The organism is Tomitella fengzijianii, assembly GCF_007559025.1.
GTDB lineage: Bacteria > Actinomycetota > Actinomycetes > Mycobacteriales > Mycobacteriaceae > Tomitella > Tomitella fengzijianii.
In genome coordinates, this window is sequence record NZ_CP041765.1 from 1,956,003 (window position 1) to 1,971,985 (window position 15,983).

15 protein-coding genes and 1 pseudogene are annotated in these 15,983 nt (G+C 71.3%); 5 read left to right on the forward strand and 11 right to left on the reverse strand.

The genetic code is table 11. The features are described from left to right. Positions 1–22: 22 nt before the first annotated feature. The gene (locus FO059_RS08890) at positions 23–1,654 is read right to left on the reverse strand and encodes an ABC-F family ATP-binding cassette domain-containing protein (RefSeq protein ID WP_143908093.1); all 1,632 of its coding nucleotides are present in this window, start codon (positions 1,652–1,654) and stop codon (positions 23–25) included. Positions 1,655–1,864: 210 nt separating this feature from the next. Here FO059_RS08890 and FO059_RS08895 point away from each other — a divergent pair, with 210 nt between their 5' ends. Both FO059_RS08895 and FO059_RS08900 read left to right on the forward strand, forming a co-directional pair. After that, entirely contained in the window at positions 1,865–2,698 is an 834-nt protein-coding gene (locus tag FO059_RS08895) for an SDR family oxidoreductase (RefSeq protein WP_143908095.1), read from the forward strand. A 5-nt stretch (positions 2,699–2,703) separates the two neighbouring features. After that, positions 2,704–3,831: a lycopene cyclase family protein gene (locus FO059_RS08900; protein ID WP_372497842.1), complete on the forward strand. Its 1,128-nt coding sequence runs from the start codon at positions 2,704–2,706 to the stop codon at positions 3,829–3,831. 1 nt (position 3,832) lies between these two features. Here FO059_RS08900 and FO059_RS08905 read toward each other — a convergent pair whose 3' ends face one another. The 9 genes and pseudogenes from FO059_RS08905 to FO059_RS08940 all read right to left on the reverse strand — a co-directional run bounded on the left by FO059_RS08905 (position 3,833) and on the right by FO059_RS08940 (position 11,882). Next, the gene (locus FO059_RS08905) at positions 3,833–4,858 is read right to left on the reverse strand and encodes an alkaline phosphatase family protein (RefSeq protein ID WP_235671147.1); all 1,026 of its coding nucleotides are present in this window, start codon (positions 4,856–4,858) and stop codon (positions 3,833–3,835) included. A 138-nt stretch (positions 4,859–4,996) separates the two neighbouring features. After that, positions 4,997–5,182: pseudogene (locus tag FO059_RS18350) on the reverse strand (DUF1990 family protein); the annotation flags it as partial. After that, on the reverse strand, positions 5,160–5,501 hold the full coding sequence (locus tag FO059_RS08910; RefSeq protein WP_143908102.1) for a metal-sulfur cluster assembly factor: 342 nt from the start codon (positions 5,499–5,501) through the stop codon (positions 5,160–5,162). The pseudogene FO059_RS18350 and the gene FO059_RS08910, both read right to left, overlap by 23 nt. 82 nt (positions 5,502–5,583) lie before the next feature. After that, the gene (sufU, locus tag FO059_RS08915; protein ID WP_143908104.1) at positions 5,584–6,075 is read right to left on the reverse strand and encodes a Fe-S cluster assembly sulfur transfer protein SufU; all 492 of its coding nucleotides are present in this window, start codon (positions 6,073–6,075) and stop codon (positions 5,584–5,586) included. Between the two features lie 79 nt (positions 6,076–6,154). Next, a complete protein-coding gene (locus FO059_RS08920) occupies positions 6,155–7,414 on the reverse strand; it encodes a cysteine desulfurase (protein ID WP_143908106.1) in 1,260 nt (419 codons plus the stop codon). A gap of 4 nt (positions 7,415–7,418) precedes the next feature. Further along, positions 7,419–8,204 carry a Fe-S cluster assembly ATPase SufC gene (gene sufC / locus FO059_RS08925; RefSeq protein WP_143908108.1) on the reverse strand — a complete coding sequence of 262 codons (786 nt, stop codon included), beginning with the start codon at positions 8,202–8,204 and terminating at the stop codon, positions 7,419–7,421. 57 nt (positions 8,205–8,261) lie between these two features. Further along, complete coding sequence (sufD, locus tag FO059_RS08930) at positions 8,262–9,431, reverse strand: Fe-S cluster assembly protein SufD (RefSeq protein ID WP_143910597.1); 1,170 nt, start codon at positions 9,429–9,431, stop codon at positions 8,262–8,264. Positions 9,432–9,496: 65 nt separating this feature from the next. Continuing rightward, complete coding sequence (sufB, locus tag FO059_RS08935) at positions 9,497–10,969, reverse strand: Fe-S cluster assembly protein SufB (protein WP_143908110.1); 1,473 nt, start codon at positions 10,967–10,969, stop codon at positions 9,497–9,499. 100 nt (positions 10,970–11,069) lie between these two features. Continuing rightward, positions 11,070–11,882, reverse strand: a complete 813-nt coding sequence (locus FO059_RS08940) for a helix-turn-helix transcriptional regulator (RefSeq protein WP_143908112.1) — start codon at positions 11,880–11,882, stop codon at positions 11,070–11,072. Between the two features lie 226 nt (positions 11,883–12,108). On the opposite strand from FO059_RS08940, the gene mptB reads away from it, so the two are divergent. The 3 genes from mptB (at position 12,109) to FO059_RS08955 (ending at position 15,610) form a co-directional block, all read left to right on the forward strand. Further along, positions 12,109–13,812: a polyprenol phosphomannose-dependent alpha 1,6 mannosyltransferase MptB gene (gene mptB, locus FO059_RS08945; protein WP_168226600.1), complete on the forward strand. Its 1,704-nt coding sequence runs from the start codon at positions 12,109–12,111 to the stop codon at positions 13,810–13,812. A gap of 80 nt (positions 13,813–13,892) precedes the next feature. Then, positions 13,893–14,801 (forward strand): ABC transporter ATP-binding protein, encoded by a 909-nt coding sequence (locus tag FO059_RS08950; protein ID WP_168226601.1) that lies wholly within the window; start codon positions 13,893–13,895, stop codon positions 14,799–14,801. Then, positions 14,798–15,610 carry an ABC transporter permease gene (locus FO059_RS08955; protein ID WP_143908114.1) on the forward strand — a complete coding sequence of 271 codons (813 nt, stop codon included), beginning with the start codon at positions 14,798–14,800 and terminating at the stop codon, positions 15,608–15,610. Before FO059_RS08950 ends, FO059_RS08955 begins: the two co-directional genes overlap by 4 nt. Positions 15,611–15,633: 23 nt before the next feature. Here FO059_RS08955 and FO059_RS08960 read toward each other — a convergent pair whose 3' ends face one another. Next, the gene (locus FO059_RS08960) at positions 15,634–15,921 is read right to left on the reverse strand and encodes a hypothetical protein (RefSeq protein WP_143908116.1); all 288 of its coding nucleotides are present in this window, start codon (positions 15,919–15,921) and stop codon (positions 15,634–15,636) included. Positions 15,922–15,983 lie beyond the last annotated feature (62 nt).

Here is a 15,983-nt window from a genome sequence, read left to right on the forward strand (position 1 = left end):
GGCCGGGCGGCGCGGATGCCGGTCACGCCAGCGAGATCAGCTCCGCGTACTCCTCCGACCAGTGGTCCTCCGTGCCGTCGGGCAACAGGATGACGCGTTCGGGGTTCAGCGCCTCGGCCGCGCCCGGGTCGTGCGTCACCAGCACCACGGCACCCTCGTAGGTGCGCAGCGCGGCCAGGACCTGCTCACGCGAGATCGGGTCGAGGTTGTTCGTCGGCTCGTCGAGCAGCAGCAGGTTGGCCGCCGACGACACGAGCCCCGCCAGCGCCAGGCGCGTCTTCTCGCCGCCGGACAGGGTGCCCGCCGGCTGCTCCAGCTGCGGACCGGAGAACATGAACGCGCCCAGCAGCCCGCGCAGGTCCTGCTCCCCCGCGTCCGGCGCCGCATGGCGGATGTTCTCCCACACCGTTGCGTCGTTGTCGATGGTGTCGTGCTCCTGCGCGAAGTATCCGATCTTCAGCCCGCGCCCCGGCTCCAGCTGCCCGGTGTCGGGCTTCGCCGCGCCCGCGAGCATGCGCAGCAGCGTCGTCTTGCCGGCGCCGTTGAGGCCCAGCACCACCACGCGGCTGCCGCGGTCGATGGCCAGGTCCACGCCGGTGAAGATCTCGAGCGAGCCGTAGCTCTTGCTCAGCCCCGAGGCCATCAGGGGCGTCTTGCCGCACGGCGCGGGCGCCGGGAACTTGATGTGCGCGGTCTTGTCGGCCACGCGCACCTCGTCGAGCGATTCCATCATCTGCTCGGCCCGCCGGACCATGTTCTTGGCCGCCACGGCCTTGGTGGCCTTCGCGCCCAGCTTGGCGGCCTGCGCCTTGAGCGCTCCGGCCTTCTTCTCGGCGTTGGCGCGCTCGCGGCGGCGGCGTTGCTCGTCCGTGGCGCGCGCGTCGAGGTACTTCTGCCAGCCCATGTTGTACACGTCCGCCTCGCCGCGCACGGCGTCGAGGAACCAGACGCGGTTGACCACGGACTCGAGGAGGTCCACGTCGTGGCTGATGACGATGAGACCGCCGTCGTGGCTCTGCAGGAACCCGCGGAGCCAGTTGATCGAGTCGGCATCGAGGTGGTTGGTGGGCTCGTCCAGCAGCAGTGTGGTGCCGGACTTGCCGCCGCTGCCGTCGGACGCGGCGAACAGGATGCGGGCCAGCTCGACGCGCCGGCGCTGTCCGCCGGAGAGGGTGCGCAACGGCTGATCCAGGATGCGGTCGGGCAGGCCGAGGCTATGGCAGATGCGCGCGGCCTCGGACTCCGCCTGGTAGCCGCCCAGCGAGGAGAAGCGGTCCTCGAGCTGGCCGAACTTACGGATGGCGCGGTCGCGGGCGTTATCGTCCACCAGCTCGGCCATCAGCACCTGCTGCTTCTCCATCGACCGCATGATCTCGTCCAGACCGCGCGCGGACAGCACCCGGTTCTTGGCGATGGTGTCGAGATTGCCCTCGCGCGGGTCCTGGGGCAGGTAGCCCACCTCGCCGCCCGCGGTGACCGCGCCGGCGTAGGGCTCACCCTCGCCCGCCAGGATGCGCAACGTGGTGGTCTTGCCGGCGCCGTTGCGGCCGACCAGCCCGATGCGGTCGCCCGGTTGCACGCGAAGCTGGTCCCCGGGGGCCGTCAACAGGGTACGTACGCCCGCGCGTACCTCGAGGTCGGTGGCGGTGATCACGTACTGAATGCTCCCTACTGCGAGGCTCGGGTGGATACTTCTGGATCGGACGGAGAACCGTGGGCCGGGCCGGATCGGTGCCGAAGCGTCGGATCCGCCGCGATCGGCCGATGTTCCATGATACCGGTCCATCGCTCCCTCGGATCAGCGGCACGGTGTGACCTGCGCCCCAGCGGATCGCCGGCGCCGGACGCGTTCTAGGGTCGGAGCATGGCCTTCGATGACAGCCCCCAGCCTGCTTCCGCCCGGGTGCCCGCGCGTCCCGACCTCGCCGGCCGGACCGCCCTGGTCACCGGTGGTAGCCGGGGCATCGGGCGGGCGATCGCCGCGGAGTTCCTCGCCCGTGGCGCATCCGTGGTGGTGACGGCCCGCAAGGCCGAGCCGCTGGAGGCGGCCGCGGCGGAGCTGCGCGCGCAGTTCTGCGGCGATGCCCCCGCCGGTTCACCTCAGGACAGGGTCCTGGCCGTCGCCGGGAACACCGGGCACGACGAGGACCGCGCCGCCGTCGTCGCGGCGGCCATGGACCGCTTCGGAAGCCTCGACATCCTCATCAACAACACCGGCATCAACCCGGTGTTCGGCGCGCTCATGGACGCCGACCTCGGCGGCGTCCGCAAGATCTTCGACACCAATGTCGTCGCCGCGCTCGGATACGTCCAGGAGGCCTACAGGGCGTGGATGGGCGAGCATGGCGGCGCCGTGGTGAACATCGCCAGCGTCGCCGGGCTGCGCTCGTCGGGCGTCATCTCCGCCTACGGCGCGTCCAAGGCGGCGCTGATCCGGCTCACCGAGGAGCTCGCCTGGCAACTGGCCCCCGCGATCCGCGTCAACGCGGTGGCGCCCGGCGTCATCGACACCTCGTTCGCCAGCGTGCTGGTGGGCGATGATGAGCAGCAGGCCGCGCGCAAGTATCCGATGGGCCGGATCGGCACTCCGGAAGACGTCGCCCGCGCCGTGGCCTTCCTCGTCTCCGACGAGGCGGAATGGCTCACCGGGGATACGGTGCGCGTGGACGGCGGGCTGCTCGCCACCGGCGGCATGTGACGACGGTGCCGCCCGCCGGGGGTGCCGTCGACCTGGCCGTTGTGGGGCTCGGCCCGGCCGGCCGGGCGCTCGCGCATCGTGCCGCGGCGCGGGGTCTCGACGTGGTCGGGATCGATCCGAGGCCCCATCGCGGGTGGCATGCGACGTACGCCGCGTGGGTGGACGAGGTCCCCGGCTGGCTCGGCGACGACATCTGGCGGGCCCGCATCCCCCGTCCCCGGGTGCACGGCATCCGCGAACGGGTCCTCGACCGCACCTACGGGATCGTCGACAACGCCGCGTTGCGCCGGCGCCTCGACCTGTCCGGCGTACGGGTGGTCACCGGGTCGGCTGAGATCTCGGCACCATCGGCGGTGACCCTGCGCGACGGCACCCGCATCGACGCCCGCCGGGTTGTCGACGCCCGCGGGGTGCGGCCGGACCCGGCGCTCGCGGAGCAGACGGCGTTCGGGGTCGTCGTGCCCGCGGACGTCGCCGCGCCCGCGCTCGACGGCGGCGAGGCATGGTTCATGGACTGGCGGCCCGACAACGCCGCAATCGACGGTGCTCCCCCGTCGTTCCTGTACGCCATGCCGCTCGGCGACGGCACCGTGCTGCTCGAGGAGACGTGCCTGGCCGGCCGCCCCGGCCTGCCGCTGCCCGAGCTGCGCCGGCGTCTCGTCGCCCGACTGTCCGCGCGCGGAGTGGAGATCCCCGCGGACGCCACGGTCGAGCGGGTCCGCTTTCCTGTCCAGGCGCCGCGCCGCGGCGGGTCGGTGCCGGCGTTCGGGGCGCGGGCGGGACTGATGCACCCCGGCACCGGATACAGCGTCGCGGCGTCGCTGTCGGCGGCGGACATCGTCGTGGACTCGCTCGTCCGCGACCGCGATCCGTCGGGCGCGCTGTGGCCGTGGCAGGCCCGCGCCGTCCGGCGCCTCCGCGAGGTGGGGCTGTCTGCGCTTTTGAGCCTGGAACCGACGGCGACGGCCGGGTTTTTCGACGCCTTCTTCGCGCTGCCGGCGGCCCGCCAACGCGCGTTCCTGTCGGGGCGCACCGATGTCGCCGGCACAGCGGCGGCGATGTGGTCGCTGTTCCGGGCGGTGGATCCGGCGACCCGTCGGACACTGGCGCGCGCCGGTGTCCGACGGGCGTGAGTCAGCTGCCGAGCGACCCGGTGGGAATCGACGCGGGAAGCCGTCCCAGCGAACCGGCTGCGGAGGTGCCGCTCGCCGGGATGGGCGTGCCGTCGAGGCCCGCGGGCTGCTCGAAACCCAGATTGTCGAGCACGGTGGGCGTGATGTCGGCGATCGTGAGCGTGTCGTCGACCGCGCCGGCCTCGTAGCCGGCTCCACGGGCGATCACGAACGTGGTGCCCTCGGCGTCGCTCTGACCGCCGTGGCCGCCCTCGGGCCTGTGCCCATGGTCCGACGTGACGAGGATGGTCCACTTTTCGCCGGTGGCCTCGCTGCGGGCGTCGACGGCATCGACGATCTTGCCGACCTCGGTGTCGACGCTTTCCAGCGCGGGTTCGTACTCGGATCCGCCGGTGCCGGAGGAGTGCCCCGCGCCGTCGACTTGGTCGAGCTGGGTGAAGAGGAACTCCGGCCCGTTCGCGGTGATCTCGTCCGCCACGGCCTCCGCGGTGGCGGCGTCGGTGGCCGCGCCGCTGCCCGCGCCCGGCGTGGTGACGACGACGTCCGCCGCGGGGTCGCCGGATCCGGCGATGGTGGCGATGCCGCCCCACGTGGAGATGGAGACGGTGCGCATCTGCAGGTTCCCGTTCTCGATGCGGGTGAAGACGCTCGGATATGCTTCGTAGTCCGCGCCCTCGAACGAATTGTCCACGACGCCGTGCTTGGTGTGCCACACGCCGGTGAGGACCGTCGACCAGGACGGCCCCGAGATCGTCGGATGCCCGAGGATCGACGAGCGGCCGCTGGTGCCCTCGGCGATCAGTCGATGCAGGTTGGGCGTGTCCGCGGCCTTCACCTGATCGAGCATCGTGCCGTCGAGGCCGATGACGACGGTGTTGATCACCTGATCGGCGGGATCGGACGAGCCGGGTGCGAACGAGCCGGGTGCGGCGCCGCCGACGCCGGCGGACGCGGCCGTGAGGCCCGTGGCGAGGGTGCCCGAGGCGAGTAGTACGGACAGGGTTCTGAGCATGCGGTATCTGGTCACATCGGTCATGATCGACCGGATCGGGCCGACCGGGGCGGCTCGGCCGCCAGGATCCCCTGATGTTGTTCCGGCGTTCTCCCCGCGCACACCGAGTTCAATTGCCGGACACCGGTTCCCGTCGAAAAGGCCCGGCGCCTCCACGCGCAGACCCGCCCGCCGATGGACCTCCCACCGTGCAAGTGCATCGGACGCGGCGAGGAACGTGTCCTCGCCGCGTCCGATGCACAACGATGCCCGGGTGTGGCGGTAGCCGGCCGGCAGTACGCCCGCAGTTGCCCCGGCCTCCCGGTATGTCAGGGAATCAGATGGTGAAGCCGAGCGCACGCAGCTGCTCGCGGCCGTCGTCGCTGATCTTGTCGGGGCCCCACGGCGGCATCCACACCCAGTTGACCTCGACGTCCGGGGCCAGGCCGCTGCGCACCAGCGCGGTGACCGTCTGGTCCTCGATGATGTCGCTGAGCGGGCACGCGGCAGAGGTGAGCGTCATGTCGAGCTTGACGATGCCCGTCTCCTCGATCGCGATGTCGTAGACGAGGCCGAGGTCGAAGACGTTGACTCCCAGCTCCGGGTCCACGACGTCACGCATGGCCTCCTCGACGTCGTCGAGCGACGGAGCCGATCCGGCAACCTGGCTTTCGGTCATTGTCCTGCCCTCCGATGGGTGCTGGTTTCTCGCGATTCTAGGTCGTGTTGCGCCTCACGGCGTCCGTGCGGCGTCATCGTGGTCAACGCGCCGGGGCGCTATCGACAGCAGCGCCCGCCCCGCTCTGGACCACGGCGTCCTTGAACGCCATCCAGCCGAGCAGCGCGCACTTGACGCGGGCCGGGTACCGGGAGACGCCGGAGAACGCGATGCCGTCGCCGAGAACGTCCTCGTCGCCCTCGACTTTACCGCGGCTCGAGACCATCTCCTGGAAGCTCTCGACCACGCGCAGGGCGTCGTCGAGCGTGGACCCCACCAGCAGCTCGCACAGCACCGACGTGGCCGCCTGGCTGATCGAACAGCCCTGTCCGTCGTACGAGATGTCGCGGACCACGGCCTGCTCCGCAGCACCGGAACCGTCCGCCGCCTCCAGATGCACGCGCAGCGTCAGCTCGTCGCCGCAGGTCGGGTTGACGTGGTGCACCTCGGCGTCGTACGGCTCGCGGAGGCCCCGCCCGTGCGGATGCTTGTAGTGGTCCAGGATCACCTCCTGGTACATCTGCTCCAGTCTCATCGGCCCGCTCCTTCCTGTCCGTGCCCCGCCGTCGCGGGCCTGGCCTGTGCTCGTGCGGCCCGGTTCCTGCGCCCCGGCATCAGGCGACGCCGAAGAACTCGCGCGCGTGCTGCACCGAGGCGACCAGCGCGTCGACCTCGTCGGCCGTGTTGTACACGGCGAAGGAGGCGCGGGCCGTCGCCGCGATCCCGAACCGCCTATGCAGCGGCCAGGCGCAGTGGTGCCCCACCCGGATGGCCACGCCGTCGTCGTCGAGCACCTGCCCCAGGTCGTGGGCGTGCACGCCGTCGACGACGAAGGACACCGCGCCGCCGCGGTCCTGCGCCGTCGCAGGTCCGACGATGCGCAGGCCGTCGATGGCGCCCAGGCCCGCGAGGGCCCGTTCCACCAGTGCGTGCTCGTGCGCGGCCACGGCGTCCATGCCGATGGCCGACAGGTACCCGACGGCGGCGCCGAGCCCCACCACCTGCGAGGTCATGGGCACGCCCGCCTCGAATCGCTGCGGCGGCGCGGCGAAGGTGGTGCGCTCCATGGTCACCGTCTCGATCATCGAGCCGCCGGTGAGGAACGGGGGCAGCGCGTCGAGCAGCTCCGGCTTGCCGTAGAGCACGCCCACCCCGGACGGCCCCAGCATCTTGTGTCCGGAGAACGCGGCGAAGTCGACGTCGAGCGCGCGCAGGTCCACGGGCATGTGCGGGACCGACTGGCAGGCGTCCAGCACCACCAGCGCGCCCACCGCGCGGGCCCGCCGGACCAGCTCCTCCACCGGCGCCACCGCACCGGTCACGTTGGACTGGTGGGTGAAGGCCAGGACGCGGGTGTGCTCGGTGAGCTCGAGCGAGTCCAGGTCGATACGGCCGTCGTCGGTGACCCCGTACCACCGCAGCGTCGCGCCCGTGCGCCGGCACAGCTCCTGCCAGGGCACCAGGTTGGCGTGGTGCTCGAGCTCGGTGATGACGATCTCGTCGCCGGGCCCCACCGCCAGCGGCCCCGCCGCCGGGTCGCCCAGGGTGTAGGCGACGAGGTTGAGGGATTCGGTGGCGTTCTTGGTGAACACCAGCTCGTCCCCGCTGCCCGCGCCCACGAAGCCGGCGATGGCCGCGCGGGCGTCCTCGTAGGCGTCGGTGGCCTCCTCCGCCAATTGGTGCGCGCCCCGGTGCACCGCGGCGTTGTGCCGCAGCAGGAACTCGCGCTCGGCGTCGAGCACCTGCAGCGGCCGCTGCGACGTGGCCCCCGAGTCCAGATACACCAGCGGGCTGCCGCCGCGGACGGTGCGCGACAGGATCGGGAAGTCGGCGCGGATGCGCTCGACGTCCAGGGTGTCGACGGTGGCGGTCATGGCATCAGGCCCCGGCGCCGGCGCGGGTGAAACGCTCGTAGCCGTTCTCCTCGAGCTCGTCGGCCAGCTCGGGGCCGCCCGACTCGGCGACGCGGCCGTCGCTGAACACGTGCACGAACTCCGGCTTGATGTAGCGCAGGATGCGCGTGTAGTGCGTGATCAGCATGATGCCGCCGTGCTCGGTCTCGCGGTAGCGGTTCACCCCGTCGCTGACGATGCGCAGCGCGTCCACGTCGAGCCCCGAGTCGGTCTCGTCCAGGATCGCGAACCGGGGCTTGAGCAGCTCGAGCTGCAGCACCTCATGGCGCTTCTTCTCGCCGCCGGAGAAGCCCTCGTTGACGCTGCGCTCGGCGAAGGCCGGGTCGATGTCGAGGTCGGACATGGCCTGCTTGACCTCCTTGACCCAGTGCCGCAGCTTGGGGGCCTCGCCCCGGACGGCGGTGGCGGCGGTGCGCAGGAAGTTTGACATCGACACGCCCGGCACCTCCACCGGGTACTGCATCGCGAGGAAGATGCCGGCGCGGGCGCGCTCGTCGACGGACATCGACAGCACGTCCTCGCCGCCGAGGGTCACGCTTCCCGAGACCACCTCGTAGCGGGGGTGCCCGGCGATCGCGTACGACAGCGTCGACTTACCGGAACCGTTGGGCCCCATGATCGCGTGGGTCTCCCCCGACCCGATGGTCAGGTCGACGCCCTTGAGGATCTCGATCGGCGCGGCCGACTCGTTCTCCTGCGCGACATTGACGTGCAGGTCTTTGATCTCCAGCGTGGTCTTGGCGTTGCTCATCTTGGTGATTCGACTCTTTCGTGAGTGCTCGTACAGGTGGACCGTGCGCCCGCCGGGTCAGGACCCGGCGGCGGCGAGCTCGGCCTCGATCGCGTCGGACAGGCGCGCGCGGACGACCTCGACGGGGATGCGGTCGATGATCTCGTGGAAGAACCCGCGGACCACCAGCTGCCGCGCCTCCCGCTCGGGGATGCCGCGCGAGCGCAGGTAGAACAACTGCTCGTCGTCGAAGCGCCCCGTGGTGCTGGCGTGTCCCGCGCGCCGGATCTCGCCGGTCTCGATCTCCAGGTTGGGGACCGAGTCGGCCCGCGCACCGTCGGTGAGCACCAGGTTGCGGTTGAGCTCGTAGGTGTCGGTGCCCTCGGCCTCGGCGCGGATGAGGACGTCACCGATCCAGACGGTGCGCGCATCGGGCTTCTTCGAAGCCGGGTCGCCCTGCAGCGCGCCCTTGTAGACCACGTTGGACCGGCAGTGCGGCTGCGCGTGATCCACCAGCAGGTGCTGCTCGAAGTGCTGGCCGTCGTCGGCGAAGTACACGCCCCACAGGTCGGCCGAACCGCCCGGCCCGGAGTACTTGAGGGTGGGGGCGATGCGGACCAGTTCGCCGCCGAGCGTGACCACCATGTGGGTCAGCTTCGCGTCGCGGCCCACGTCCAGGTGATGGGAGCCCACGTGCACGGCGTCGTCGGACCAGTCCTGGATGGCGACGACGGTCAGGTCCGCGCCATCGCCGAGCAGGATCTCGACGTTCTCCGCGTAGGTGCCGGCGCCGCGCTGGTCGAGGATGACGACCGCCCTCGAGTGCCGCTGCGCCCGCAACTGCAGGTGGCCGAAGGCGGTCTTGCCGGAGCCGGGGCCCGTCACCGTGACGACGACCGGGTCCGCGGGCACGGCCTCGGTGCCGATGGTGACCACCGTGGCCGCCTCGAACGACGTGTACGCCTGCGCGGCCACGCGGTCGGCGGGCGCGCCGGCGGTGCCCAGGCGCGCGTCCTCGCGGCCCACCGTCTCCACCGTGACGCCGTCCGACTCCTCCACGCCGGTGACGGTGACCGTCGCCGTGCCGTCGGGGGTAGCGGTGCCGTCGTGCAGGCCGCGCAGCCGGCGCATCGGGGTGAAGCGCCACGCCTCGTCGCGCCCGGACGGCACCTCGAAGGCGTCGACGTCGTACGAGGTGAAGATCGCGCCCTTGTTGGAGGCGGGGATCGTGACGGGGTTCTCGCCCATTACGGCGCCGCGCACCCCGGTGGCGGCGCCGGCGGCGTCCCCCTTCGACTGATTCGTCGTTGCCACTATCCCACTGCCCCTTCCATCTGCAGTTCGATGAGTCGATTGAGTTCGAGCGCGTATTCCATGGGCAGCTCCTTGGCGATGGGCTCGACGAAGCCGCGCACCACCATCGCCATGGCCTCTTCCTCGGTCATGCCGCGGCTCATGAGGTAGAACAGCTGGTCGTCGCTGACCTTCGAGACCGTCGCCTCGTGGCCCAGGGTGACCTCGTCCTCGCGGATGTCGTTGTACGGATACGTGTCCGAACGGCTTATCTGGTCTACCAGCAGCGCATCGCATTCCACGTTGGACCGCGAGCCGTAGGCGCCCTTGTTCACCTGCACCAGGCCGCGGTAGGAGGATCGCCCGCCGCTGCGCGCCACGGACTTACTGACGATGTTCGACGAGGTGTGCGGCGCCAGGTGGAGCATCTTGGCGCCGGTGTCCTGGTGCTGGTCGGCCCCGGCGAAGGCCACCGACAGCACCGAGCCGTGCGCGTGCTCGCCGGTCATCCACACCGCCGGGTACTTCATCGTCACCTTGGAGCCGATGTTGCCGTCGACCCACTCCATGGTGGCGCCCTCTTCGGCGCGCGTGCGCTTGGTGACGAGGTTGTAGACGTTGTTGGACCAGTTCTGGATGGTCGTGTAGCGGCAGCGGCCGCCCTTCTTCACGACGATCTCCACCACGGCCGAGTGCAGCGAATCCGAGCTGTACACCGGCGCGGTGCAGCCCTCGACGTAATGCACGTAGGCGTCCTCGTCGACGATGATGAGGGTGCGCTCGAACTGGCCCATGTTCTCGGTGTTGATCCGGAAGTAGGCCTGCAGCGGGATGTCCACGTGCACGCCCGGCGGCACGTAGACGAACGACCCGCCGGACCACACCGAGGTGTTGAGCGCCGAGAACTTGTTGTCGCCCGCGGGGATCACGGTGCCGAAGTACTGCTGGAACAGCTCCGGGTACTCGCGCAGACCGGTGTCGGTGTCGGTGAAGATGACGCCCTTCTCCTCCAGATCCGTACGGATCTGGTGGTAGACCACCTCGGACTCGTACTGGGCGGTGACGCCGCCGATCATCGCCTGCTTCTCGGCCTCGGGGATGCCGAGCCGGTCGTAGGTGTTGCGGATGTCCTCGGGCAGGTCGTCCCAGGAGGTCGCCTGCTCCTCCGTGGAGCGCACGAAGTACTTGATGTTGTCGAAGTCGATGCCGCTGAGGTCGGCGCCCCAACCCGGCAACGGCTTGCGGTCGAAGATGCGCAGCGCCTTGAGCCGGTTCTCCAGCATCCAGGCGGGCTCGTTCTTCTTCTCGGAGATGTCGCGGACCACGTCCTCGTTCAGGCCGCGGCGGGCCGCCTGGCCGGCCGCGTCGGGATCCGACCAGCCGAAGGCGTAGTTGCCCAGCGACTCGATGGTCTGCTCCTGCGTGAGCGATTCGGGCGCGGCCGTCGCCGACGTGCTGCCCGACGTACCTGCCTGGTCCGACGTGATGGTCATGCCGGCTCCTTCCGGAGTCTGGTGTTTCCCGCTACGCGCTCCGTGCGGGTGGTGGGATTGCGGGTTGATGCTGGTGGCGGTGGTGGACGCTCGTGCCGGGTCATCCTGGGCGCGGACGCGTCCCGCCCTGCGGCGGCGGGCCGGAGGGGGCCGTTCGCCCGCCCGCGTCCGGCGGGAGCCCCAGCGGGACGTGCGTGGTGCAGACCGCGTCGCCGTTGGCGATGGTGGCGAGCTGCTGGATATGGGTGCCGAGGAGATCGCGGAACGCCTCCTGCTCGGCCTCGCAGAACTCGGGGAACTCGGCCGCGACGTGCGCCACCGGGCAGTGGTGCTGGCAGATCTGCACGCCGTTGCCCACCCGCCTGGTGTTGGCCACGTATCCGGCGCCGGACATGGCCTCGGCGATGGCGTCGGCCGTTGCCGCGATGCGTTCGTCCGCGTCCGGGGAACCGGACGGCGCGTGGTTCTGCCCGGCGGCGTCTTCGGCTGCCACGGGGAGGCCGTCGTCCGCCGCGGTGACGCCGCGGACGATCGAGCGGACGCGCCTGCGCGCGAACTCGGCCACCGCGTCCTCGCCGCCGAGCTCGCGCAACGCCCGGATGGCGTCGCCGGCGAGATCGTCGTAAGCGTGGCCCAGGCCCGCACGCCCGGCGGCGGTCAGCTGGAACTGCTTGGCCGGGCGCCCGGGGCCGCGCCGGTGCGCGCCCGCACCGCTGGCCACCATCGCCTCGCCCTGCTCCACCAGCGCCTCGATGTGCCGACGTGCACCCGCCGCGCTGAGGCCCAGCCGCGAGCCGATCTCGGTGGCGGACAGCGGGCCGTCCTCCAGGAGCAGCCGCACCACCTCGGCGCGCGTGCCCGCCTCCGCGGAAACGTGCGGCTCCGCGGCGGGCGCCGTCGGCGCAGGCGTCATCGACGACGGTGCGTCCTGGCCTCGGTCATCCGGACCGGACGCACATGCCGATGCGCCGGTCGCGGCGCGTCGCGTACGTACTGGATCGGATTTCACAACACCAGTGTGACGGAATTGCCGGTCCAGTTCCACCAAGGGTGCCCTATATCCTCGTACCGAGTGGTCAGGGTCACGCCGGCGGCCGCGACCGGGACCCGGCACGCCGCTCCCATTACGCTCACACACTGTGACATCGACCGGCTCCGTTCAGCGTGCGCGTCCGCTCGTCCGGCGGCTGCGGCGTGTCGTCGGTCTGCCCAGCGGGGAGACCCCGGGTGAAGCCGGCACCCACATCTCCCATCTGCACCGGGTGGAGCGGGCGGCGGCCGGGCTGAATCCCGACGAGACCCGCCAGCTGCGCTCGGTGCGCCGCTTCGGCGCGTGCGGGACGGTGCTCATGGCGGTCGGCGCCCTGGGCGCCGGTGCGCAACCGGTGTTGCAGAACCCCGTGTACGGGCACCGGGTGATCGGCCTGCTCTCGCGCATGCCCACGGTCGCGCTCACCGTCGCGATGACGGGCACGGCCATGCTCGTCATCGCCTGGCTGCTCCTGGGTCGCCTGGCGGTGGGGCGGCTGCGCGAGGGCAACACGCCGCGCCGGCTCAGCCGGTCGCAGATGGACCGCACGATGCTGCTGTGGATGCTGCCGCTGCTGGTGGCGCCCCCGATGTTCAGCAAGGACGTGTACTCCTACCTGGCGCAGAGTGAGATCACCGCGCGCGGGCTGGACCCGTACTCGCTGGGTCCGGCCCAGGCCCTCGGCGTGGACAACGTGCTCACGCGCAGCGTGCCGACGATCTGGCGCGACACGCCGGCGCCCTACGAGCCGCTGTTCCTGTGGCTCGGCAAGGTGATCGGCGCCATCAGCGGGGACAACGTGGTGGCGGGCGTGCTGATGCACAGGGCCCTCGAGGTGGGAGGCGTGTGCCTGATCATCTGGGCGCTCCCCCGCCTCGCGAAGCGCTGCGGCATCGCGCCGGTGACCTCGCTGTGGCTCGGCGCCGCGAACCCCCTGGTGTTCCTGCACCTGATCGCCGGGATCCACAACGAGGCGCTGATGATCGGCCTCATGGTGGCAGGCCTCGAGATCTGCCTCCGCGCCGTGTACGACACGAATCCGTTCGGGATGCGCGGCTGGCTGCTGCTGCTCGCCGGCGCCGGGGTGATAGTCGCATCCTCGGCGATCAAAATCCCCTCGCTCATGGCGCTGGGCTTCGTCGGCGTGGCCTTCGCGCGGCGCAGGGGGCCCGGTGTGAAGAACGTCGTGTGGGTGGCGGCGATGCTCGCCGTGATCGCGGTCGCGGGCCAGGCGCTGTTCGCGTGGGCGACGGGCCTGGGGTTCGGTTGGGTCGCGACGCTGGGCACCGCCAGCGAGGTGCGGAGCTGGATGTCGATCACCACGCTGCTGGGGATGGGCACCGGCGGCACCGGAATGCTGCTGGGGCTGGGCAATCACACCACTGCCGTGCTCGCCATCATGAAACCGATCGCCTTCGTCCTGGTGGGGCTGGGAGTCCTGCGCATGCTCATCGCGACGCACTCGGGCCGCATCCACCCCGTGGGCGGGCTCGGGGTGTCGCTTGCGATCCTCGTGATCCTCTTCCCGGTGGTGCACCCGTGGTACCTGCTGTGGGCGCTCGTGCCGTTGGCGGCCTGGGCCACCACCCCCGCGTTCCGCGTGCCGGCGGTGGCGGTGTCCGCCATCGTCTGCCTGGTGGGGCCCACGCCCAACGGCGGAGAGTATCCACCCTTCGTCATCGTGGAGGCCGCGCTCGCGGCCCTGCTCACCATCGTCGTGATCCGGCAGGCGACCCGCCGTCGGATCGAATGGACGCGAAGGCAGCCCGGGCGCGCGACGACGGAACCGGCGACATACCCTGGTAAGCCGTGAAGCCAGGTACCCCTACGGCTCCGTCCGCTCCGAAGCGATCCCGCGACTCCGCACCGCGCCCCGAGGCGCCGGCGCCTGCCGTGGAACTGTCCGGCGTGGTCCGGAGATTCGGATCGGTCACCGCCGTCGACGGCCTCGACCTGACGATGGACCGGGGCACCGTCCTCGCGCTGCTGGGCCCCAACGGTGCGGGCAAGACCACCACGGTGGAGATGTGCGAGGGCTTCGCGGGGCCGGACGCCGGCACGGTGCGGGTGCTGGGGCTCGACCCGGTGCGCGACGCCGCCCGGCTCAAGCCGCGGATCGGGGTGATGCTCCAGGGCGGAGGCGCCTACCCGGGTGCGCGCGCCGGCGAGATGCTCCACCTGGTCGCCTCCTACTCGGCGCACCCCCTGGACCCGCGGTGGCTCGTCTCGGTGCTGGGCCTGGAGAACTCGCTGCGGACCCCCTACCGTCGCCTGTCCGGCGGGCAGCAGCAGCGCCTGGCGTTGGCCTGCGCCATCGTCGGCCGCCCGGAGCTGGTCTTCCTGGACGAGCCGACGGCCGGCCTCGACGCCCAGGCGCGCAACGTGGTCTGGGAGCTGGTCGACGCGCTCCGCCGCGACGGGGTCTCCATCCTGCTCACCACGCATCTCATGGACGAGGCGGAACAGCTCGCGGACCATGTCGTCATCGTCGACCACGGGCGCGCGGTGGCGAGCGGCTCGCCGGCCGAACTCACCACGGGCGCCGGCCGTCGGACGTTCACCTTCACCGCTCCCCCGCGCCTGGACGCCTCCGCGATCGGGGCGTGCCTGCCCGGCGGCCGCGCCGTCACCGAAGCCGCCCCCGGCCGGTACACGGTGTCCGGCGAAGTGAATCCGCAGGTCGTGGCGGCTCTGACCCGATGGTGCGCGGACAACGAGGTTCTGGTGTCAGGCCTGTCCACGGCCAAACGCAGCCTGGAGGACGTGTTCCTCGATCTGACCGGACGGGAGCTCCGCGCATGAACGACCGCACAGACTCCGGCATCGCCGCGGCCGGCACCCCGGCGCTCTTCCCCGCGGGCACCTTCACGCCCGCGCCGGCGGCCGCCCCGCCCGCCGCGATGCTCCGCTCGCAGGTGCGGATGGAGCTGACGCTGCTGCTGCGCCACGGCGAGCAGTTGATGCTGACGCTGCTGATCCCCATCGCGATCCTCGTCGCGGTGACGTTGCTGCCCTTCGGCGACTTCGCCGATCCGCGCGTGGACCACGTCCTGCCGATGGTGCTGGCGGTGGCGGTGATGTCCACGGCGTTCACAGGCCAGGCGATCGCCGTGGGCTTCGACCGCCGTTACGGGGCGCTCAAACGGATCGGCGCCACCGCCCTGCCCAAGTGGGGCATCGTGGCGGGCAAGAGCGGCGCGGTGATCATCGTGATCATCGGTCAGTTGGTGATACTGGGCTCCATCGCGGCCGCACTGGGCTGGCGGCCGGGACCCGCCACCATCGGGCTGATCCTGCTGTCGGTGGCCGTCGGCACCGTCGCGTTCACCACGCTCGGTCTACTCGTCGGCGGCCGGCTCAAGGCGGAGATCGTCCTGGCGCTGGCCAACATAATCTGGTTCGCCCTGCTCGCCGTGGCAGGACTGGTGCTGGTGCGCGACGACGTCCCCGGCACCGTGTTCACGCTGGCCACGCTGCTGCCGTCCGGCGCCCTCACCGACGCGCTGCTGCAGGCGCAGTCGGGCGTGGTGGACTGGACGGGCCTCGGTGTGCTGGTGGTGTGGGGCGTACTCGGCGGGGCGGCCGCCGTGCGCACGTTCCGGTTCGAGTAAGCCCGGGTCCCCCGCGGGCGGCTCTACAGGCCGCGGCCGGACCAGCCCGCCATCTTCTGCGCGTGCCCCGGTGCCGGGGTGGCGGTCGCAACCAGGTCGCGGTCCCAGTCGGACGTCGTCAGCTCCGGGATCGCCTCCACGACTGCCTGCGCGTCGGCCATCGAAGCGACCATCTCGTCGCCCATGATGCCGTCCTCCCCCACCAGGGTGATGCGGACGCCCCGCAGGCCCACCGGCTGGAGGACGGCCTTGGCCGAACCGCCGTGCGCGGCGATGAAACTCCGGATCGACTTCGCAGCGTGTTCGTTCATGGGGACGACCTTACCGGCCCGCCCCCGCCCGGCCTCGGCTGCCGGTGCAACGGTGTAGAACG